Genomic DNA, 22,129 nt, shown 5'->3' with positions numbered 1-22,129 from the left:
CGATGGCTGACGATCTTCAGCAGAACACGGCCGGCACTGATCTGCCGGTCAATCCGCAATTGCCTCAAGGGGCTTTCGAAGCTGTGTTGGCGGCCCTCGCGGGCGGCAGCGATGCCGAGGAGGCCTTGTCCAAACTTCAGGACACGGTGCGTCAGTCGGTGCTCGATGCCGGCGGTTCTGCAGGTGCTGCGGATCACGCCGCCAACGTCTTCATCAACACGTTTCGCGATGAGCTTTTCGACGGCAGTCGTCCGCTGACCGACGCGGCCGACTATGCCGGTCAGGCGATGCAGACCGCGATCGATACTTATGATCCATCAGCGCAGAATGTCTCGCCCTCCGATGCCCTGCTGGCGGCAATCGCCTCCGGCAACGGTGTCGAGGAGGCCGTGTCGCGCGTTGTTGCCGAGATGGGCGGCGACATGAACGATGCGCAGTCCGGCCAGGTCGAGAATGTATTTCTGGATGAATTGCAGTCGTCCCTGGCGCGCGGCGACAGCCCTGACGCGGCGGTCAATTCGGCCACCCAGGCTGCACAAACCGGGCTGCAGAGCCTGCAGCAGGCCGAAGTGCCGGTCGATAACCCCGTCCTGTCGGCGCTGGCCGGTGGTGAGAATGTCGACGAGGTGCTTCAGGACGCGGCGCAGCGTTCGGGCGGAGACGCCGATGCGTTCATCAACGGGCTTGAGGACTCCCTCGCGAACGGGACCAATGCCAATCAGGCGATGAACGACGCCCAGCAGGCGGCGGTCGATTCCGCTCAGGCGCGTCAGGATGCCGAAGTCGAACTGAACGCGGCGGATCAACTGGCCGCCGCCCTGGCTTCCGGTGATAGTGTGGATCAGGCACTGGGACAGACCGGGGGCGGGGACGCATTTGCCGCCGCACTGGAAGACGCGCTGGCGAATGGCGCCGGTGCCGGTGAGGCCATGAACCAGGCCGATCAGGCGCAGCAGCAGCAGAACACCGTGGCGCAGCAGCAATCCGTGCCGTTGTCGCCTGCCGATCAGATGGCGGCGTCCCTAGCCTCCGGCGAAAATGTCGATCAGGTCATGCAGGCCGCAGGCGGCAATGAGAATTTCGCGGCCGCGCTGGAACAGAGTCTGGCCGATGGCGCGGCGCCCAGTGACGCCATGCAGTCCGGTCAGCAGGCCGCCAACGCGGCGCAGCAGACGGCGCAGCAGCAATCCGTGCCTCTGTCGCCTGCCGATCAGATGGCAGCGTCCCTGGCCTCCGGCAACAATGTCGATCAGACACTTTCCCAGGCCGGTGGCGGCGACGCCTTCGGGGCGGAGTTGGAAGCCGCACTGGCGAACGGCCAGTCGCCGGATCAGTCCATGGCCCAGGCCGGTGCCGCACAGCAGGCTGCAAATACGGCGGCATCTCAGCAGAATGTTCCGGCGGATCCGGCAATGCAGGCGCTTGCCCAGGGCGGCGGCGGCGCGTCCGGTCAGGAAATGGCGAATGCCATTTCGGAGGTCACCGGCACGACCGGAGAACCCGGGCCGCAACCCGGCGGCAATCCTCCGCCGCAACAGTCGCAGACGGCCGAGCAGGGGCAGCCGCAATCCGGCCAACCCGCCGGCGGTGAGGCCGGTGGGGCCCCGCAAGGCGGTCCCGGTAACGGGGGCGGCGCACCGCAAACCCAAACAGCGGATCAGGGCGGGCCGCAATCCGGACCGCCTTCCGACGGTGGCGCGGGCGGTCAGCAACCGCCGCAGCAGACCGCGGCAGCGGACACGCAGGGCCAATCTCAGTCCGGCCCTCAGGGTGGACAGCCCGCCGGTGGCGATCAACCACAGGGCCAACCGCAGGGTCAGCAACAGACCGCTGACGATCAGCCGCAAGAGCAGCCACAGGGGGGCCAGCAACCCGCCCAGGGCGGGGAGCCGCAGCAGCAGGCACAGGATTCGTCCGGCACCGGGACCGAAGGCACCGAACCGGGCAATGATCAGACGCAGACCGCGCAGACCGGCGGCCCTGCCACCGAGGAAGTTGTCGAGACCGTTGAGGAGGTTGTTGAAACGACCTCCGGCAGCCCGCCTGGCCAGACGAAGGAGGCCACCGAAGAGAAGGTCACCGAAGAGGAGGTCACCGAAACGATCCAGACGGCGAGCGGGAACGCCGCCAGCGAAGATGAAACAGAGGTCGTTCCGGAGCCGGACGAGACCAACGGCGGTACGCCCGTGACCCCGACGGCGCAGCAGGGCGGCGGCGGCGATCTGCCGACCGAGGAGGAGATTGAGGCCCTTCAGAACATCGCCACGGCGGCTGGCGGCAATCAGAGCGGTGGCCCGTCGTCCAATCTGGGCTTCAACCAGTTGCTGAACCCGACCATCGGAAATTCCGGCCTGGGCGGGACGTCGACGCAGTCGACCACGCGCACCACGACAACAACGACCACAACCCGCCAATCCCGGGACGAGGACGATAGCAACGGCGGCACGACCGTCGTCGACACCAACGACGTCACGCCGAACAGCGCCCCCGTTGCCGATGACGACTTCGAAACGTCGGCGGAGAATGCGATCCTGACCGTCAATGTGGCCGGCAACGATTCCGACCCGGATAGCGATGCATTGTCCGTAACCGCCGCGACCGTCGGCGCCAATTCCGGCACGGTTACCTTCAGCGGCGGCTCCATCACCTTTGATCCGGGCGCGGATTTCGACGACCTGGCGGTTGGCGAAGACCGGGATGTCCAGATCAGCTACACAGTATCGGATCCATCCGGTGCGACGGATACGGCCATCCTGACCGTCACGGTAACCGGCACGAACGATGTCCCCACCGTGTCGCAGGCAATCGACGCCGGAGTTACAAACGAAGACGACCCGGACCCGATCCGCATAGAACTGCTGTCTGTCGCAAGCGACCTCGATACGAGCGACGATCTGGACACGGATTCCGTCGTGATTACCTCCAGCGACAACCGGCCGATCACCAGTCCGCCGCATTTTGTGGTGGATGACGATACCGGCATACTGGAAATCGCACCGTTCCTGTTCCAGGACCTGCCGAACGGTCAGCAGGTGACGCTTTCCGTGTCCTACAACGTGGTCGATGGAAATGGCGGTGTCGTCGCCAATACCGCGCAGGTGGTGATCGAGGGGCGAAACGATGCCCCCGATGTGGTGCAGATCATTCGGGTTTTTGGTGAGGACAACCCCGTCTTCGCGATCGACCTTCTGATCGATCAGTCCGATGTTGATGCATCAGACACCCTGTCGGCGGTGAACCTTCAGCAGGTCGCGAATGGCAGCCGCATTGTCGGCGCGACGATTGATGCGAACGGCAATCTGGTTTTTGCGGCCGGTCAGTTCGAGGACCTGGATGACGGGGAGTCGGAAGTTCTCTCCTTCACCTATGATGTGTCCGACGGGACGACGACGACCCAGAATACGGTGCAGGTGACGATCAACGGGTCGAATGATGCACCGGTTGTTTCCGCCGTGACGCGCACGTTCGGTGAGGACAGCGCGACCTTCACGGTCGATCTGTTGGCCGGGCAAAGCGACGTTGACGGGGAGCCTTTGTCGGCGGTGAACCTCCAGCAGGTCGCGAATGGCAGCCGCATTGTTAATGCGTCGATCGATGCAGATGGCAATCTGATCATTACAGCCGGCCAGTTCGAGAACCTGGATGACGGCGAGTCCGAAGTTCTCTCGTTCACCTATGATGTGTCCGACGGGACGACGACGACGCAGAACACGGTGCAGGTGACGATTACCGGTTCGAATGATGCGCCGTCGGTTGCGGCGATTGCGACGACCCGCGGTGAGGATTCCGGTGCGGTCTCCGTCAATCTGCTTACGGGCCAGACGGATGTCGATGTCGAGGCCCTGTCCGCGGCTTCGCTTGCACAGACCGGCGGCCGGAATGTCGGCGCGACGATTGATGCGAACGGCAATCTGGTTTTTGCGGCCGGTCAGTTCGAGGACCTGGATGACGGGGAGTCGGAAGTTCTCTCCTTCACCTATGATGTGTCCGACGGGACGACGACGACCCAGAACACAGTGCAGGTGACGATCAACGGTTCGAATGATGCACCGGTTGTTTCCGCCGTGACGCGCACGTTCGGTGAGGACAGCGCGACCTTCACGGTCGATCTGTTGGCCGGGCAAAGCGACGTTGACGGGGAACCCCTGTCGGCGGTGAACCTTCAGCAGGTCGCGAATGGCAGTCGCGATGTTGGTGCAACGATCGATGCGGACGGCAATCTGGTCTTCGCAGCCGGTCAGTTCGAGGATCTTGCGGCAGGCCAAAGCGAGGTGCTGTCTTTCACCTATGGCGTGTCCGATGGCACGACAACAACGCAGAACACCGTTTCGGTCACGATAACCGGCACCAACGATGCGCCGACGCTGTTCGTTCCGGGTGCGCTGTCGACCACCGGTACGGGGACGAACGGGAACGATTCAAGCTTCTCCTACGCGGCTGTGGCCGATTTCGATACCTTCCCGACCGAGGCGGGCACGATCGAGACATGGGTCAAGACGACGGATTCGAATGGCGCCCTGTTATCCTATGCGGTTCCGGGATCGCCGAACGAGTTGTGGGTCACGCTGAGCGGCGGCAATTTGCAGGTCTGGCTCAATAACAGTAACCTAGGATCGGTCGGTGCCGGCAGCCTGACCGACGGCAATTGGCATCACGTGGCGCTGAGCTTCGGCCCCGGCGTTGACGACACGGTGCTCCATGTCGACGGTCAGCCCGTCCTGTCGCTGGGGGCGACCGGTGCGCTGACCACCGGCGGGACGCTGGTCCTGGGCTCCGATCAGGATGCTGTCGGCGGTTCCTTTGAATCCAGCCAGGCATTGGATGCTGAATTCGACGGGCTGCGCGTCTGGAACAGTGTGCGGTCAGAGGCCAATATCCAGGCGACCATGTCCGCGCCGCTGGATCCGCTGGATCATCCGGATCTCATTGCCGAATACGGCTTCGATGGGTCGCTGGAAAGCAGCGTACCCGGCGCACCGCCGATTACGCTGAACAATGCCGAGATTAGCAGCGGCGATGCCCTGCAGTCCGGTGTGGAGGACACCGCGATCCCACTGACGGGGATCGTGGTTGCGGATGCCGACGGCGATGTTCTGACGGTTACCCTGACCTCCGCCCAGGGGTCGCTGGCGGCAAATCCAGGCTTCGGCGGCGCAACGGTTCAGGCGGTCGCCAACGGTATCAGCATCACCGGTACGCCGGCCGATGTGCAGGCTGCGATGGGAACCGCGACCTTTACCGGTGCCCCCGACTTCTTCGGCACAGCCAATGTCACGGTGAGTGTCGACGACGGCACGGCGCCGACTGAAACCCGGACGGTCGAGGTGACGGTCACGCCGGACAACGACGCGCCGGACATTCTGGGTGTCACCGGGCATTCGGCCCTGGCGCTGGATGGCAATGACGGCCGCGTGGAAATCGCGGATGTGCCTGATTTCACGGTCGGCGGGAATTCGCCGATCACGGTCGAAATGTGGCTGAACCCGGACAGTGTCAGCGGGCTGACAACCATATTCGACAAGTCGGACCGGTCGCAGGCCGATTATTCGACCTATCGCAGGCCGATTATTCGACCTATCGCATGCATATCATCGACGGCACGATCGGCCTGTGGAACGGGGCTACCAGCATTCCCTATTCGGGACCCATCGTCGCCGGTCAGTGGCAGCACGTCGCCTTCACCTATGACGGTACGACGATGAACGCCTATATCGACGGCCAGCTTACGGCCTCCGCACCCTTTACGCTGGGGTCGGCCAACAGCGATCCCTGGACCATCGGCGACGACGTTATCGCCGGCCGAAACTTCGACGGACTGATCGACGATGTGCGGGTCTGGAACACGGCGCGCAGTCAGGCGGAAATCCAGGCGTCGATGAACGGCGAACTGGCGGAACCGTGGTACGAGCCCGGTCTGGTCATGAACCTGAGCTTCGACGGGGCCGACGGCGCGACCGTCACCGACGCGACGGGCCATGGCAATGATGGGACGATGTCCGGCGGTGCGTCGATCGCGCCCGGCGTTGGCGTCTACGCCACGGTCTCCAATTCGGTTTCGCTCGAGGCCGACAGTGTGCTGCAGGGCACCATCGTGGCCGGGGACGCGGACGGGGATGCGCTGTCCTACTCGTTGTCCGCCGATGGCGCCCATGGCACGGCAGTGGTCAATGCGGACGGAACCTATTCCTATACGCCCGATCCGGGCTTTTCCGGGGTGGATGCTTTCGCGGTACGGGTCACCGACGGTAACGGCGGTGAGACCGTCCAGCAGATTTCCGTGACCGTGAACCTGATCAACAACGCGCCGCTGATTGCCGGAGAGGCCACAAATGTCTCGGCGGTCGCCGAATTCAACGGCGCCAATGCCCATATCGACGTGCCCGACGCGACAGTGAACGGCCTGACGGCGGGCACGATCGAGACATGGGTCTATCTGGATACGAACAACCAGGAAGCCATCTTCACGCAGCAGGCCAATGGCGTAAACAGCCTGGCCATTTTCCGGATCGGCGACGGCACCCCGGGTCAGGTCCTGTTCCAGGGATCGAACCAGAGCGGTACGATCAGCAGCAACACGACCATCCCGACCGGCGAGTGGCACCATGTCGCCATTACCTTCGATAACACGCAGGCGAACCTGTATATCGACGGACAGCTTGATGCGACTGTGGCCGGGAACTTCTCCATTGTCGGGGCGTCCGGCGGTCAGATCACGGGCACTGCCATCGGTGCCTGGCTCGGCGATGGCAGCGGCCGTTATTTCGACGGTCAGATGTCCGAATTCCGGATCTGGGATCATGCTCGGACGGACACCGAAATCGCAGACAATTATCAAGCCAGCTTGGTCGGCGATGAAGCCGGATTGCGCGCGCTATACAATTTCAGGGACGGCTTCGCGCCTGGCGAGGTTGTTGCAGACGCGACCGGAAACTTCGACGGGGTCTCCGCCAATGTCTCGGCGACCTTCAGCGAAACCATGACTTTCAACATTGCGTCGGAAGATTTCGAAAACGGGGCGTCCGGCTGGAGCAATTCCACGACGACGGATACGGCGACCGTTCAGACCGAATTCATGGGGGCTTTCGGCAACGGCGCGTCGACGTCAAAGACCTTCACCTTGCCGGCCGGCGCCAACGAGACGACAATCAGTTTCGATTTCTACAAGATGGATACCTGGGACGGCGAAAACTTCCAGATCCAGATCGGTGGCCAGACTGTTGCCGCGCGCTCCTTCGTCTACAACACGACTGTCGCGGGCCCGGTACCCGGCATCGATGATACGGTCGCCGTCACGTTCGCCCAGGGGGTGAACCAGGGGCCCGGTTTCAACGGCGGATGGGACGACCATTCCTTCCGGGTCGATATGACCCTGACACAGCAGCAGATCGCGGCCCTGCCGGTCGACGCAAATGGCAATCCGATGCTGCAGCTTGGCTTTACCTCCACGCTGGACCAGGACATCAGCGATGAAAGCTGGGGGATCGACAATCTGGTCATTTCTGCGGAAATCCCGGTTGGCGGGATCGAGTCAGGGTCCGGTACACTCAGTTCCAATCTGCTGAGCGATGCCAGCGATCCGGATGGCGACGTGCTCACAGTGTCGAACGCCTCTGTCGTTTCCAGCAATGGGGCACGCACTGTCTCCTACACACTCGACGGCGCGTCGGGAGCATTGAGCATCGATACCGCGCAGTTCGCCAATCTGGGGGCCGGACAGAGCGAGGTCGTTACCGTTACCTACGACGTGATCGACGAGCATGGCGCGGCGACGGCTGGCAGCCGCAGTTTCACGATCCACGGAACGCAGAATGCGGTCAGTCTCGGCACCGCGGATTACGTCGAAATCGGCCACCACGCCGATCTGGAGCCCGGAACCGGGGATATGACGGCCGAAATGTGGTTCTACTGGCCGGGCGCCGGCGGTGTTGCGGGGCTGCAGTTCCTGATGTCCAAAGGCAATACCGACGGGTCGACGGACCCGGGATATTCCCTGTTCATGAATGGAAACACGCTGATTGCGCGGACGTCGACAGGCACGGGCCAGGGCGAGCTGGAACTGGACATGTCAGGGGTCGATTCCGGCTGGCATCATGTCGCCATGGTCATCGATCAGGGCAGCCATCCCACGGACGGTCAGTTGAGCGCCTATCTGGACGGAAGCGAAAACGGCTGGACCATTGCGGGCGGCGGTTACGACGATGTCTGGACGAAGGGCAACATCTCCTCGACCTCGGATTCGCTGATGATCGGCGACCCGGCGCATTCCCCGAGCGCGCAAGGAACGGGATACACCTATCCGATGGATGAAGTTCGGATCTGGGATACCGCCCGAACCGAACTGGAAATCAATCAGACCATGCACCAGCAGCTGAGCGGCAACGAGACGGGGCTGTCCGGTTACTGGACGTTCAACGAATCGGTAGGCACGGCGGTGACCGATCTGACCGGAAACGGTCATGACGGCACGATGAGCGCGAATGCGGCACGCGAAAATCTGATTGAGCTGTCGATCAGCAACAATGAGGTCTACAAGGGCCTGCTGATGGGCTCGGATCCGGACGGAGACCAGCTTTCCTACAGCCTTGCGCAGGGCCCGCAGCATGGATCGGTCAGTTTCAACGGCAACACATTCGTCTATGATCACGACGGCAGCGGGTCGGATGACAGCTTCATTGTGGAGATTTCCGACGGAACGGATACAGTAACCGAACAAATCGACGTTACCGTGGTCTGAGGCCGTTTCGCGTTCGACGCTGCGCCCCTGACCGCGTTCAGACAAGTGGGGGCGGGTCGTGTTTCAGAAAATTTGGCGGACGGTTTTCGGCAACTGGCCGATGACCAAGCGGAATATGTTCCTGGTCATCCTGCTGATGATGGCCGGGACATCGGCCGTGTTCTCGCTGCTGACCCGTGTCACTGTTCTGGACCTGAACTATTCGAATCCGGTCCGTATTGCGGTTGTCGGTCCTCTGGACGGGGTGGATTCCGCATCCGGGGCGGCGATGCTGCGCGGGGCGAGCCTCGCCGCAGAACAGACTAACGAGAGCGGCGGCATCCGTGGTCGCGCCGTGGTGATCGAAAAGTTCGATGACTTCAATTCGGCGGAAGGCGCTGTCGCCGCCGCCCAGGAAATCGCCGGACGCGAAGGCATCACCGCCGTCATCGGTCATTGGTCCCCGGAGGCGACGGCCGCCGCTGCCCCGATCTATGAAGCCGCCGGAATTCCGCTTCTGACCACCGCACCGGCCGAGGCCCGGTCCGAAGGGGACCAGCCGCAATGGCAGTTCCGTACGGTCTATGACGATCTGGAGCAGACCCGCTTTCTGGCGAACTATCTGCGCAACGTCGTCGGACAGGAAACGGTGTCGATCATTCATGCCGACACCGCCCGCGGTCGTGAGCTGGCCGATGCGTTCGACAAGACCTACCGACGGTTCGGCACCAAGGTGCTGAACTTCTGGGCCTATGATCCGGCGAATCTGGACGGCCTGACGCGTCGTGCGGAAGCGATCGCGCAGGAAATGCGGGACAAGAAGCTGACGGGCCATATCTTCGTCCAGGGCGGCGCGCCGCAGGCCGCGCGCATTGTTACGGCCCTGCGCCAGGGGCGGGTCCGAAACGGGATCGTGGGACTGTCCGACATGGCCACCGGGGCCTTTGTATCCGAGGTCCAGGCGGTTCTGCCGGACGGTGAACCTGCCGCGTCTGTGACCAACGGCATCTTTGTCACAACGCCGCTTCTCTTCGATACGGCGACCGAGGTCGCGCAGAATTTCCGAACGGATCACATCTCGGAATATGGGATCACGCCCGACTGGACCGCCGCCTTCGCCTTTGATGCGGCGCATCTGGCCATCGCGGGCATTCTTTCCGATATCGGGCAGGCACCGGCTGACGAGGCAGAGGCGGAACTCGCCCCGATTGAGGTGCTGCGCGGTGCCGTCCGGGATTACCTGAACGGGTTCGACCATCCCGAACGCGCCACGCGTGTGGTCGGCGGCGAACGGTATTTCGGGCCGGCCGGCGAGAACACGACGAGCGTTCAGATCGGTCTCTACAACGGCGCCAGCATGATCTCGGCGCTGACGCAGTTGCAGCCCATTCTGGAACGCGGCGTGACAGGCTTCCTGGATCTGGTGCAGCAAGGCAAGGTTCTCTATGTCAACGACCGGTTCATGTATCGAACCAATGTCGTCTATACCGGCGTCCAGCTTCAGAATGTCGAGAAGGTCTTCGAACAGCAGGGCGAGGACACTGTCGTTCTGGAAGACCGGTTCAAGATCGATTTCCTGATCTGGTTCCGCTATCGCGGCGATTTTGAGCCGCAGGACATCGTGTTCGTGAACGCGGTGGAGCCGATCAGCTTGGGCGAACCGGACAAGACCGGGGTCGACGGCGACCTGAAATACGAATCCTACCGGGTGTCGGGGACATTCAAGCTCGAATTTTCCGACATCAAGCATGCCTACGGCACGCTTCTGACCGGGTTGGGCTTCCATCACCGACTGCTCAGCCGCAACAACCTCATGTATGTCACCGACGTGCTCGGCATGGGATTGGTGAAGTCCCGCAACGATGCCGCGACGGCGGGCCCAGCTCAGCCGGCGGCCGCGGAAGTGGCTGAGGCGGAGGGCTGGTTGGATGTCCTGGGGCTGGGCGATATCGATCTGGCCTCGCTCCTGGGCGAAGGGCCGAGTGGCGATCCGCTGCTGGACGGACTTCGCGAGCGCCGTGTCTTCGCCGCATTGCCGGAGTGGACTGCGGAGCGCAGCTGGATTTCCCAGGAAGTCTACGAAGGCACCGGGGAGGGGGATCCGGCATTCATTGGCTTCGGAAAGCAGGCACCGGAATTCACCCGCATCGATCTGGGCGTCATCCTGGGCCAGGCCGGGGTCGATCCTGCCGATGCCGTTCCTTACAACTGGTTCGTCTACCTGTTGATCTTTGCAATCGTCGGTCTGCTCTTCGCGGCCGTCATGGACCGCAAGGACCGCGGGCAGTTCTGGCGCTTCCAGACCCTGGGGATTCGAGTGATCTGCTGGCCGATCCTGCTGGTCTCGCTCGGAACGCTGGTGCTCGACTATTCGGCGCAGAACATGCCGGACGCCGTCACCGATACGTTCGTGATGATTTTCGACACGCTGTGGTGGCTGATCCCGGCACGGCTGCTGGTGATTTCGCTGGAACGGTTCCTGTGGGTTCCGATCGAGGAGCGCTCAGGCCGCAGGATCCCCAATGTCGTGCGTCTCTTCGCATCGGGCAGCGTTTACTTGCTGGCAATCTTCGGCGTCGTGGCCTTCGTGTTCGATCAGAAACTGACCAGCCTGCTGGCCACGTCCGGCTTGCTGGCCATGATCATCGGTCTGGCGATCCAGGCGAATATCGCGAACATCTTTTCCGGGATCGTTCTCAACATCGAGCGGCCGTTCAAGGTCGGTGACTGGGTGATGGTGGATGAGATGATCGGTCAGGTGACGGATATCACCTGGCGAACGATGCGTCTGATGACCCGCGACGGCTACCATGTCAGCATCCCGAACGGGCAGGTGTCCGAAGCCCTGATCCAGAACTATTCGACCGGGGACATGGTTCGGTTCAGTGCGGAGTTTTTCGTGCCGGAACGCTATCAGCCGCGCCAGGTGGAGGAATCCATTCGTGCAGCGGAGGCCCGCATTCGGGCCCGTCTGGTCGAGGTCCTGGGGCGGGACGATGCGCTGGACGACTACACTTGGCGCTATGACGGCGTGAAGGTGTTCGAACTGGGCCTGTTCCACCGCTATCGTGTGGACTTCTGGATCGACGAATACTTCGATTTCGAGATCGTCCGCGATACCGTCTATATCGAAGTCTTCGAGCAGTTCGGGGAGGACGGTATCGAGCAGGGGCCGGCCCCGATGGAAATCGATCTGATCCGTCACAAGAAGTCGGCGCCGCATCCGGTCGTCGGAAAGGCCCAGCCCGCCGGCGGTGCGGCGGAGTAGCACAGGAGGTCCGCTCCCCTTGCCGGGCAGGGGAATGCGCCCGACATCTGTCCTATGACTGAAACGACACCGTCATCTGGCCGTGTAACAGCCCTCTATCACGGGGCCTGTCCGGTCTGCAGCGCCGAAATCTCCCATTACCAGGGATATTGCGAGCGGCAGGCCGTTGTCATTGGCTGGGCGGACATCTCATCGGGTGTCGATGCCCCGATCCTGGAAGAACTGGGGCTGGATCGGGAAGATGTGAAGCGCCGCATGACGGTCCTCGACGCCGAAGGCAACGTCCATCGCGGGGTGGACGCGTTTCTCGTGCTCTGGCGACAGATGCCGCGCTATCGCACTCTGGCGCGCCTTGTGGCATTGCCGGGCGTCTACCATCTGGGCGCAGCGCTTTACGATTGGGTGCTCGCGCCCGCACTGTACGCCTGGAATCGCCACCGGGGCCGCTGACCTCATTTCGGTCGATCGAAGGTCATGACCCGCGCGAAGAATGCCCGCGCGGTCGATCGATGAACCAGCCCCGCTTCTGCTGCCGCCGTGACCAGATCGTCCCGGATATAATCCTTGTAATAGGGCTCGTGGAAGGCCAGCGGGAACCGGTCCAACAGCCTGTCATAGGCCGGGTGGTCGCCGATCTGGATCGAATCCACCAGAACGAACCGACCGCCGGGCCGCAGGACCCGGGCGACTTCGCGAAGGACGGACCGACGGACCTTTGCCGGCAACTCATGAAACAGGAAGATCGCTGTGATCAGATCGGCGCCTTCGCGGTCGCGCAACGGCATCGCCTCGGCCTTCGACAGGATCGGACGGAAATCCCCGCGCCAGCGTCTTAGGTTGCGACATGCCCGTGCCAGATAGGCTTCGCTGAGATCCAGCCCGACGACCGATAGACCGGGATGGGCACGTTTGACGTCGAACAGAAACCGTGCCGTGCCGCAGGCGACATCCAGGAGGCGCTTGTTCTCGATCCCGTTTGCCCGGATCCAGTCGCCGATCGGAACCAGGGCCTGCCGCCGCATCGCATCCGCCCCACCCGTGAACAGGACCTCGACCTGATGGTCGTACAGCGCTGCGCTGTCCTCCGTCATCCAGCCGCCGGACTGATAGTGGAAGTTCTGGAGATAGTATCGCGGTCGTCTGCCCCGGTACTGCTCGTTGAACGTCTCGCTGTTCGCCTTCAGGCGGCGGCGCAGGTTGACGGCCGGGACATCGCGCAGGAAACGCGCAGCATTGCGCAGCATCTTGCCGGGCGGAACGAGTAGATCCGCGGGCGGGGGATAGTAGCCGGCCTCGACGTTCGACCAGTCGCGCTGTTGCAGCCGACGCAGATCCTTCAGGATGTAGGGCCAGCCCGGAATGCTACCCGGCGCCGGCACCGGCCCATCAAGCGGCGGTGCAAGTTTCTGGGCGATACTGTACTGTGCTCCGAACCATACGGCACGGGACGCCTGACCGGCGCTGAACAGGGCGCGCCCAAAAATGGACATAACCGGCCCTCCTTGTCCTCATGACCCGACCCATACAATCTGGTGTCTGTCGGGGAAATCGACCAGCATCGATTGCGCGACACTTCGACCGGGCATCGCGGGCTTTCCCAGCCGGGACCGATCCGATAGAGGAATAGCGGATTTTCCAACTCTTCAGAGGCGGCGCAGCATGTTCAAGACCCTCGACGATATCGATCTTTCCGGCAAGACGGCACTGGTCCGGGCGGACCTCAATGTGCCGATGCGCGATGGCGTGGTCAGCGATGCAACGCGTATAGAACGCCTGCGTCCGACGGTGGATTCCCTGATCGGGGCAGGGGCGAAGGTTGTCCTGCTATCCCATTTCGGACGACCGAAGGGCCAGCGCGTCCCCGAAATGTCCCTGGCGCCGGTCGCGAAGGCCGTTGAAGAAGTGTTGGGCCGTCCGGTGACCTTCGCCGAGGAATGCGTCGGCGACGCTGCTTCTGCCGCCATTGCCGCGGCGCCGCAGGATGGCATCGTTGTACTGGAGAACCTGCGCTACCACGCCGAGGAAGAAGGCAACGATGCGGAGTTCGCGAAGGCCCTCGCCGATTTGGGCGATGTGTATGTGAATGACGCCTTCTCGGCCGCTCACCGCGCCCATGCCTCCACCCATGCCATCGCCAAATGCCTGCCCGCGTTGGCCGGGCGCAACATGCAGGCGGAACTGGAAGCACTGGATGCGGCGCTTGGAGACCCGAAACGCCCGGTCGCGGCGATTGTCGGCGGTGCGAAAGTTTCCACGAAACTGGCGGTGCTGAACCATCTGGTCGAGAAGGTCGATCTGCTCATCATCGGTGGCGGGATGGCGAACACCTTTCTGCATGCGATGGGCAAGGATGTCGGCAAGAGCTTGTGTGAAAAGGACCTGGCCAATACTGCCCGTGAAATCCTGGGACGCGCCGATGCGGCCGGTTGTCGGATCGGCCTGCCCAGCGATGTGACGGTGGCCTCCGAATTCGCCGCCGGCGCCGCGAGCGATACCGTACGGCTGGACGCCGTGCAGGCCGACAAGATGATTCTCGACATCGGACCGGATACCGCCCGTGCGTTGTCCGCGGAACTGGAAGATTGTCGAACGCTGATTTGGAACGGTCCGATGGGGGCCTTTGAAATTCCGCCCTTCGATGCCGGAACCGTAGCGCTGGCCCGGAAGGCTGCGGAACTTACCAAGGCCGGGACGCTGGTCTCCGTCGCCGGGGGCGGGGATACGGTGGCGGCTTTGGCGGCGGCCGGCGTATCCGACCAGTTCAGTTATGTCTCCACGGCCGGCGGTGCATTCCTGGAGTGGATGGAAGGGCGCGAACTGCCCGGGGTCGCCGCGTTGGAAGGCTGATCACTTACGAACCGTCGACATTGGCGCCCGGGCCCTTACTCTTAGGTCGTCCATGACTACGAATTGGAGGGGCGGAGAATGAAATCGGCCGCGGCGTCACTGTTCGGCATGGCATTGGTGCTTGCGGCACCGGCCGAGGCCCAGGACCGGCCGGGGCAGGTCTTTCATCTGCCCCCGGAGGACATGCCTGCACCTTACGCCACGGAATCCGTCTCCAACAGTTCCGATACCGTACCCCGTGGCGGGCGCGAGCCGGATGTTCCCGACGGTTTCGAAATCCGCCTTTTCGCGCAGCAGGTCGGTGGGCCACGCAAGATGCTGGTGGATGCCGGCGGGTTGGTAATCGTCGCGCGCAGTCGCGCCGGGACGGTCAGCGTGTTGCCGGACGAAGACGGAAACGGCCGCGCGGACGAGATCGTCGATGTCGTGCGTGGCCTGAGCAGACCCCATGGTCTGGCCCTGCATGACGGGTATCTTTGGATCGCGGACACGAACCGTCTCTATCGCGTTCCCTGGCGGGACGGCGGCGGTCCGGCCGATGATGTGGAGGCGGTAAGCCGCGACGGCGTATTCGGGTCGGGCAGCGGGCACTGGACCCGAAACATCGCGTTCTCTCCGGACGGCAGGTATCTCTACGCCAGCATCGGATCGCGCGGCAACATATCCCGAGAGGATCCGCCTCGCGCCACCATCCAGCGGTTTGAGGTCGACGAGGATGGGTTGCTCGGGCCTGGCGAGACATTTGCCGCGGGGCTGCGCAACCCGGTCGGAATCGCGGTGCGCCCGGAAGATGGCCGCCTCTATACGGTCGTGAATGAGCGCGACGGTATGGGGGACGGCCTGGTGCCGGATTACTTCACCGAGGTTCGGCAGGGCGCTTTCTATGGTTGGCCCTATGCCTATATCGGCGCCCACCCGCAGCCCGGTTTCGGTGAGGAGCGTCCGGACCTTGTGGCCCAGTCCGTGGTGCCGGACGTCCTCATTCAATCCCACAGCGCGCCGATCGGACTGGCCTTCCTGGCCGATGCCGATGTCCCGGAGGCATGGCGCGATGACGCCCTGGTCACCCTTCGCGGCAGTTGGAATGCGGCGGAGCCGACAGGATACAAGGTTGTCCGGATTGAATTCGAGAACGGCCGGCCGACCGGACGCTATGTTAACTTTGCCACCGGCTTCCGGATCGATGTTCCCAACCCGGCGACACCGGGCCCGGCCAGGGTATGGGGCCGACCGGTCGGGGTCGCGATCGGGCCTGACGGTGCAATCTATATTGGTGATGAAATCGGCGGAACGATTTGGCGAATAACAAGAAAACCCTAGTTTGTCTTAGGGATTTCTTAATTTATCGGCGTTACAAGTGGCTCCATGGACAGAAGTCCGCCGCAATGGGATGAAACGCCATGATTGTAACAGGCACCGAACCGAACACGCTTTTGGCGGCTCAGGCCGCCTCCGTCCAGCGACAACCCGCCCAGGACGCCGCCGCCGCGCAACAGCGTGATCGTGCGGCGGATACGCAGCAGGTGTCGCGCCAGGGCGAAGCAGAGGCCCCGCAGCAGCGCGCCGCCGTTGCGCCGGTCGACGGCGAAGATTCCGGTCGGTCCGGGCAAAGCCGTCAGGACCTGCCCAGCGATGCTCAGGCGACGGCCCGTGCCGCGATCGAACGCAGCGGAAACAATGCGCCGCCGCGCGGGTCCGCGGTGAATCTGCTGGCATGATCGGATGGCCGGGCGGCTGCCCGGCCCAATGATATCTACCCTGAAATGCGTATCGCCCCCTTCCGGAAAAGGGGGCGATTTTTGGTGTGCTTTCTGAACGCGCTGAATTCGAGCGCCGTGTTGATCAGGCGACCGTGATCACATGCACATGGCAATCCGGGTGCTTCTCGACCAGTTTGCGGACCTCGATATCGTCCGTCGTGAAATGTCTGCGCCCATCTTCGAAATCGACGCGAAACACCAGCTTCGCATCCCAGTCCAGTGTATGCGCACGGGCGGCATGGACGGCGATGTGGGCGGATTCGGCGCGGGCGGCCGACACTTCATCGCGATAGGCATGTTTTTCACCGACATAGAGAGTGGCCATGATTTCAGCCTCCTTCCGGCCGGGCGGAGTCGGGAGGAATTCCCGAAGCGGTGACCCGACCAATTTGTCAAAGGTTGCGCACGTGGTGCGCCTCTGATAGTTACCTAGGCGCACTATGTGCGCAGGGCAAGGAAAAAATGCGCACAAAGTGCGCTTTGTGATAAATAGTCAAGTGTCAGGGGTCGGAATCCGTCTTGGGTAACGGAAGAGCAGGGGCAGGGTATTGAAACCGCACGACTTCAAGAATTGGCGTAAGAGCCTGGACCTTTCACAGAAAGAGGCCGCCCACGCGTTGGGGCTGAAGCGTCGCGTCGTTCAGTATTATGAAAAGGGGGAGCGGGACGGAAAGAAAATCGAAATCCCGCTCTATATCCGCCTGGCCTGCGCGGCCTATGCCTCGGGCATTCGGGACTATGACGGTCCGCCCAAAGGCCGGACGCCCCATAACCCCGCCCTCGAGGTCGCGGGTTCGGTTACGCCACTGTCTGATCCGGAATAGCGGGGCAGGCGATTCCCGTCCCACCCAGCCCGCAATATCCGCCAGGATTCTTGCTGAGATAGCCCTGGTGGTAGTCCTCGGCGTAGTAGAAGTCCGGCGCATCGACGATTTCGGTGGTCACCGGTCCCAGGCCGCGAGCGCGAAGCACCTCCTGATAGGCGGCCTTTGCCGCTTCGGCCTCCGCCCGCTGGACGGAATCGAAAACATAGATGCCGGATCGGTATTGCGTGCCGACATCGTTGCCCTGGCGCATGCCCTGGGTCGGATCGTGTGCTTCGAAAAAGACCTTCAGCAGATCCGCGTAGCGAACCGCGCCCGGGTCGTAGACCACCTGCACAACCTCGTTATGGCCGGTCTTGCCGCTGCAGACTTCCTCATAAGTTGGGTTCGGTGTAAATCCGCCCGCATATCCGACGGCGGTCGAATACACACCGCGGGTCCGCCAGAAAACGCGCTCCGCCCCCCAGAAACAGCCAAGACCGAAGACCGCCTTCTCCGTTCCGTCGGGGAAGGGCGCAACAATCCGGGTGCCCAGATGGTGGTGGATCGGATTGACCCGCATGGCCTCGACCCGGCCGGCCAGCGCATCGCGCGGGTCGGGCATTTCTGCCTTGTCCTGACGGAAGTTGAAGAACATCGCATCTCTCCTGACTGACGATTCCGGGGTCAGCATATGATCTGGAACTGAATGATGCGCCAATCAAGACACGGTGAAAGCTATCACACGGGGTTGCGCGCCCCGCCGTGGTTCCGTGCCGTGGGGATGAGTTGTTCCGATGTCAGATCCGGTTTGCGCAATGTCAGCACCATGGCCTGAACGGGGCGCCCCTTTTCCTGACGCAGGACGCAGCGTTCCAGCGCCACGATGTCGAGCAACGCTGCGGCGATCCACGGGCGTAGACGAGACAGCGCGTGGCGGTAGCGGTGCCCCTCGCTGAGGTCGATGTCGTGGCGTGTCCCGGCCTCTACCGTGAAGACAAAGTAACCGCCGGGGACGAGCGCTTCCGCAGCCATTCGAAAGACCGGTGCCAGATCGCCAATATAGTTCAGGACATCGGCCGCCGCGATCAGATGATAGGCCCGGTCCGGCTCTGTCCACGGGGTGGTCAGAAGATCGGCCTGCGTGACGCGGTCATAAAGACCGGTCGCCGCCGCCTGGCTCAGCATGCCCGCCGACAGGTCGATGCCATGCAACTCCGACGCAACGAGTTTCAGGGCGCGACCGCTCAGTCCGGTGCCGCATCCCAGATCCAAGGCACGGGCGGCATCAGGCAGGGCGCCGGCGATCTTCTCAACGGCGCGGGCAATATGATCGGGGCCGCGATACTGCAACGTGTCCACCATCTTGCGGTCGAAGCGGTGGGCCTCCTGATCGAACAAGGCTTCGACATAGGCCGCGGGAAGACGCTTCGGAACCGGGGCGGCGCCCATCAGGCCCAGGCGAATCCGGGCGCCCATCCGGTCGTCCGGATCGCATTTCAGATAGGCGCGATACGCCGTTTCGGCTTCGCGGAGACGTCCCAGTTTCTCCAGAACGTCGCCCAGGGCGAAATGCGCGTCGGCCCAATTCGGCGCGATGGCGCAGGCCTCGGTCAATGCTTCTCCGGCACCGGCGAGGTCGCCCTCATCCACCAGTGCCAGGCCGAGATTCAAGCGGCGCTCGGCGCGCAAACGATCATCCTGCATGTCCGGATATCCGAAGAAACGACGCCGGTTGCGCCGCGCGGCTGATATGCCGTCGGTTCCGGATTCTGGCAAGAGTAATCCGTGCCAGATCTCAACGGACAGGGCGACGCGGCAGCATCACCGCCGCGATGCCTGCGGCGCCGGCGCAGACCGCCGTCATCAGGTAGGCCCGGCTCAGGTCCGTCTCACCGATCAGCCCGGCGAGCACCGCACCGAAAGCCCCGACCCCGTCCAGAAGCGCGAAGGCGATGCCCAGAGTGGTTGCTTCGCTGCGCCCGGACAGATCGACCGCGCAGGCCAGAACCACCGACCGCACCGATGTCAGCGCGCCCAGACACAGAACCAGACCGCCCACGACCCAATAGGTGTCCGTCGACAGGAAGACGACCACCCCACCGATGGCGGAAAGTACCGCCGCGGCAAAGATCAAGGGGCGACGCCCGACGTCATCCGCCAGGCGGCCCAGCCGCGGTTGCAGCACGGCACCGACCAGCAGAACCCCGGCAAAGATCTGCCCGGCCTGCCAGACATCCATGCCCTGATCGGTCTGCAGGAACAGCGGCGTCATGGCCGTCGCACCGATCAGGCCGAGGTTGTAGAGCACCATCATGGCGACCAGACCGGCGCCGAAGGGCGTGCCCCAGTCACGTATCAGGCCGCGGAAATCAGGGCGTGCGACCGTGCCGGGTTCGACCTTGGGCACCTGCCGGGAAACATGGATCAGGAACAGGAAACCCATGACTGCTGTCGGCAACACGACAACGATCAGCGTGTCGCGCCAGTCCATTTCCATCCCGAACAGGCCGTGATCGAGCAGGTGACTGGCAAACAGTGGTGCAAAGACCCCCGCCATGGCTCCGCCGATGGCGTGGATGCCGAGAACACGTGCGCGCTGACCCGGTGCGGCCTTGACCAGAATGCCGGTAGCCATGGGATGCCAGGCGGCGTCCCCCATGCTGGCCACCGCCATCAGGATCGCCAGGGGCCAGAACCCCTGCGCGTAGCTGGCCAGGATGTATCCGAAGGAGACCCAGAAAAATGTCGACATCAGGATGCGGCCACGATTGGACACCCGATCCATCAGCAGGCCCGCCGGCAGATAGGCAAGCGATGCCCCGATGCTCTGAATCGTCAGCAGCAGGCCGACCTGCGCGGGAGACCAGCCGAACGACAGTCCGGCCGCCGGTGCGATCATGTAAAGGGCACCGAACGGCCAGTCGATGCACAGATGTCCGGCACTGAACCAGTAGGGAAGCCGGTCCTTCGGCGCTGTGTCGGATTGTATAGCGGCCATTGGCTTCTCCCCCGGCTTTCGAAAGTAAATACTTTGGAAAGTTAGCAGTGGCCTAGTGAGAACAGAAGCCGAAAAAATTCATGCCTCGGATAAGCAAACTCTATTCGAAGCGGCTGTGCCGTGTCATGCCTTCCAGATGCTCTTGCCGTCGCCGGGCAAACCGAGATCGGGCCACAGCCTGTCGATCCGGTCGATTACCGCCTGGTCCATCCGGATTTCCTCGCCCCATTCTCGTTTGGTTTCCGGCGGCCATTTGTCGGTCGCATCCAGCCCGATCTTGGAACCAAGGCCACTTTCCGGCGAAGCAAAGTCCAGATAATCGATGGGCGTGTTCTCGATCACGGTAATGTCGCGGGCGGGATCCATCTTGGTCGAGATGGCCCACATGACATCCTTCCAGTCGCGGGCGTCGATCTTGTCGTCCACGACAATCAGCCATTTCGTGTACATGAACTGGCGCAGATAGGACCAGGCACCCAGCATGACGCGCTTGGCATGACCGGGATAAGCCTTCTTCATGGAGATCACCGCGATGCGGTAGGAACATCCCTCCGGCGGCAGCCAGAAATCCGTTATCTCCGGGAATTGCTGCTGCAGCAGCGGAATGAAGACCTCGTTCAGGGCCTCCCCCAGGATCGATGGCTCGTCCGGCGGCCGGCCGGTGAAGGTCGACAGGTAGATCGGGTCCTTGCGCATGGTGATGGCGCTGACCTTGAAGACAGGGAAGGGCTCTACCGAGTTGTAGTATCCGGTATGGTCGCCATAGGGGCCTTCGTCGCCGTATTCATCCAGCATGACATGGCCCTCAAGGACGATCTCCGCCTCGGCAGGCACTTTCAGCGGTACCGTCTTGCAGTCGACAAGGTCGACCTTCTTGCCGCGCAGCAGACCCGCGAACTGATATTCGGACAAGGTATCGGGCACTGGCGTCACCGCCGCCAGGATGGTGCCCGGGTCTGCGCCGATCACCGCGGCGGCGGGCAGTGGCTCCGGGCGTTGCTTCTTCCAGCGGGCGTAGTGCTGGGCCCCGCCGCGATGCTTCAGCCAGCGCATCAGTGTCGTATCGCGGCCGGTGACCTGCATGCGATAGATGCCCAGATTGAATGCATCCGTCTTGTCGCCGCCCGGATTGGGGCCCTGCGTCACGACCAGGGGCCAGGTAATCAGTGGCGCCGGCTCACCTGGCCAGCAGGTCTGAACCGGCAGGCGGGACAGGTCGATCTCGTCGCCCTGCAGAACGACTTCGTGAACGGGGGCGCGGCTGACGCTTCTCGGCTTCATCGCCAGGACCTGCTTGACCAGTGGCAGAAGTCCGATCGCCTCCTTCAAGCCGCCCGGAGGTTCCGGCTGGCGCAGGAAGGCCAGCGTCTCGCCGACGGCACGCAGTTCCTCCGGCGTCCGGTCCATGCCCAACGCGACCCGTCCCACCGAACCGAAAAGATTGACCAGGACGGGCATCTCCGAGGGCTTGCCGCCGGACACGGTCGGGTTTTCGAACAGCACGGCCGGCCCGCGATCCTTCAGCAGCCGGGTCTGGATCTCAGTCATTTCCAGTTCGGTCGAAACCGGCGCTGTCACCCGGTGCAGAGCACCCCGGCTTTCCAGCATCTCCAAGAAGTCGCGAAGGGATGAATAGGGCATACGTTCCGTTCTAGGGCATGTCGATGTCAGATCAATGCGATATCGGATAAGCCTACCGGTGTCGAGGAATAGACACCCTGTTCCGGTTGAGCAGCC

At 62.9% G+C, this 22,129-nt stretch carries 14 protein-coding genes; 8 read left to right on the top strand and 6 right to left on the bottom strand.

Annotated elements, in window-relative coordinates:
- Positions 1-2 precede the first annotated feature (2 nt).
- From R8L07_01630 to R8L07_01615, 4 genes are all read left to right on the top strand, one after another.
- On the top strand, positions 3-5,702 hold the full coding sequence (locus tag R8L07_01630; GenBank protein ID MDW3204214.1) for a tandem-95 repeat protein: 5,700 nt from the start codon (positions 3-5) through the stop codon (positions 5,700-5,702).
- The gene (locus R8L07_01625; protein MDW3204213.1) at positions 5,588-8,734 is read left to right on the top strand and encodes a LamG-like jellyroll fold domain-containing protein; all 3,147 of its coding nucleotides are present in this window, start codon (positions 5,588-5,590) and stop codon (positions 8,732-8,734) included. Before R8L07_01630 ends, R8L07_01625 begins: the two co-directional genes overlap by 115 nt.
- Before the next feature lie 100 nt (positions 8,735-8,834).
- Positions 8,835-11,981, top strand: coding sequence for an ABC transporter substrate-binding protein (locus R8L07_01620; protein MDW3204212.1), 3,147 nt, complete (start codon positions 8,835-8,837; stop codon positions 11,979-11,981).
- A 54-nt stretch (positions 11,982-12,035) separates the two neighbouring features.
- Positions 12,036-12,431: a DUF393 domain-containing protein gene (locus R8L07_01615; GenBank protein MDW3204211.1), complete on the top strand. Its 396-nt coding sequence runs from the start codon at positions 12,036-12,038 to the stop codon at positions 12,429-12,431.
- Between the two features lie 2 nt (positions 12,432-12,433).
- On the opposite strand, the gene R8L07_01610 is transcribed toward R8L07_01615, so the two are convergent.
- A complete protein-coding gene (locus R8L07_01610) occupies positions 12,434-13,471 on the bottom strand; it encodes a methyltransferase domain-containing protein (protein MDW3204210.1) in 1,038 nt (345 codons plus the stop codon).
- A 169-nt stretch (positions 13,472-13,640) separates the two neighbouring features.
- Between R8L07_01610 and R8L07_01605 the strand changes: the two genes are divergently transcribed.
- The 3 genes from R8L07_01605 to R8L07_01595 all read left to right on the top strand — a co-directional run bounded on the left by R8L07_01605 (position 13,641) and on the right by R8L07_01595 (position 16,546).
- Positions 13,641-14,828, top strand: a complete 1,188-nt coding sequence (locus R8L07_01605; GenBank protein MDW3204209.1) for a phosphoglycerate kinase — start codon at positions 13,641-13,643, stop codon at positions 14,826-14,828.
- 78 nt (positions 14,829-14,906) lie between these two features.
- Positions 14,907-16,148 carry a PQQ-dependent sugar dehydrogenase gene (locus R8L07_01600; protein MDW3204208.1) on the top strand — a complete coding sequence of 414 codons (1,242 nt, stop codon included), beginning with the start codon at positions 14,907-14,909 and terminating at the stop codon, positions 16,146-16,148.
- Positions 16,149-16,228: 80 nt separating this feature from the next.
- Positions 16,229-16,546, top strand: coding sequence for a hypothetical protein (locus R8L07_01595; protein MDW3204207.1), 318 nt, complete (start codon positions 16,229-16,231; stop codon positions 16,544-16,546).
- A 124-nt stretch (positions 16,547-16,670) separates the two neighbouring features.
- Here the strand turns inward: R8L07_01595 and R8L07_01590 are convergent, their stop codons facing one another.
- On the bottom strand, positions 16,671-16,913 hold the full coding sequence (locus R8L07_01590; protein ID MDW3204206.1) for a hypothetical protein: 243 nt from the start codon (positions 16,911-16,913) through the stop codon (positions 16,671-16,673).
- Positions 16,914-17,136: 223 nt separating this feature from the next.
- Here R8L07_01590 and R8L07_01585 point away from each other — a divergent pair, with 223 nt between their 5' ends.
- Positions 17,137-17,412 carry a helix-turn-helix transcriptional regulator gene (locus R8L07_01585; GenBank protein ID MDW3204205.1) on the top strand — a complete coding sequence of 92 codons (276 nt, stop codon included), beginning with the start codon at positions 17,137-17,139 and terminating at the stop codon, positions 17,410-17,412.
- On the opposite strand, the gene msrA is transcribed toward R8L07_01585, so the two are convergent.
- From msrA to R8L07_01565, 4 genes are all read right to left on the bottom strand, one after another.
- Entirely contained in the window at positions 17,387-18,049 is a 663-nt protein-coding gene (gene msrA, locus R8L07_01580) for a peptide-methionine (S)-S-oxide reductase MsrA (protein ID MDW3204204.1), read from the bottom strand. The genes R8L07_01585 and msrA overlap by 26 nt on opposite strands.
- Positions 18,050-18,132: 83 nt before the next feature.
- Complete coding sequence (locus R8L07_01575; protein ID MDW3204203.1) at positions 18,133-19,098, bottom strand: methyltransferase domain-containing protein; 966 nt, start codon at positions 19,096-19,098, stop codon at positions 18,133-18,135.
- 91 nt (positions 19,099-19,189) lie between these two features.
- A complete protein-coding gene (locus R8L07_01570) occupies positions 19,190-20,392 on the bottom strand; it encodes an MFS transporter (protein MDW3204202.1) in 1,203 nt (400 codons plus the stop codon).
- Positions 20,393-20,515: 123 nt separating this feature from the next.
- A complete protein-coding gene (locus R8L07_01565; protein MDW3204201.1) occupies positions 20,516-22,033 on the bottom strand; it encodes a UbiD family decarboxylase in 1,518 nt (505 codons plus the stop codon).
- Between the last annotated feature and the right edge of the window lie 96 nt (positions 22,034-22,129).

The organism is Alphaproteobacteria bacterium, from assembly GCA_033344895.1.
GTDB lineage: Bacteria > Pseudomonadota > Alphaproteobacteria > UBA8366 > Aestuariispiraceae > Pacificispira.
The sequence above is the reverse complement of the archived record's forward strand: the minus strand, read 5'-3'. Positions and strand labels throughout refer to the sequence as shown.